Here is a 690-nt window from a genome sequence, read left to right as displayed (position 1 = left end):
GCTGGAGCCTGTTGGGTGTCACGATGCTGGCTTCTCCTTTACGTGCACGTGGGTTACGGTACCCAACCTGAGCTTTTATTCCGGCACGCTTCATCAGCCGCCAGACCCGGTTCACTCCGCACTGCTGTCCGGTATCACGCAGATCGAGATGGATCTTGCGATAACCATAGACGCAGCCAGACTCAAGCCAGAACTGTTTGATCTGCCCGGTCAGCATCTGGTCTGTCTGGTGACGCTGTGAATGTGGCTGCTGAAGCCAGAAATAAAATCCACTCGGATGGACATCCAGAACCCGACAGAGCAAACGAACAGGCCAGCAACGGCTGTTGTCGCGGATAAAGGCGTACCTCAGTCGGACTGCTTTGCGAAGTACGCCGCGGCTTTTTTTAATATGTCCCGTTCGTCCGTAACCCGCTTCAACTCTTTCTGAAGACGGCGGATCTCGGCCTGAGCATCTGACTGTTCATTATGAGTGGAAGAATCCGGACCGTACTTCTTTATCCAGGCGTAAAGACTGTGAGTGGTGATATCGAGACGTGTTGCAACACTGGAAACAGAATGACCACGATCAACAACCTGTTTGACTGCTTCAATTTTAAACTCTTCAGGATAACGCTTACCGCTCATGGGCACCTCTCTTTAAGTCATCTTAAATGACTCTGAGGTGTCTGTTAAACCCGTGGCGATTCA

The 690-nt window shown here is 51.3% G+C and carries 1 pseudogene; it reads right to left on the bottom strand.

Annotated elements, in window-relative coordinates:
- Positions 1–627 (bottom strand): annotated as a pseudogene (locus WCT94_RS20710) (IS3 family transposase); the annotation flags it as partial.
- Positions 628–690 lie beyond the last annotated feature (63 nt).

This window comes from Pectobacterium sp. 1950-15, assembly GCF_037136835.1.
Lineage (GTDB): Bacteria > Pseudomonadota > Gammaproteobacteria > Enterobacterales > Enterobacteriaceae > Pectobacterium.
The sequence above is the reverse complement of the archived record's forward strand: the minus strand, read 5'-3'. Positions and strand labels throughout refer to the sequence as shown.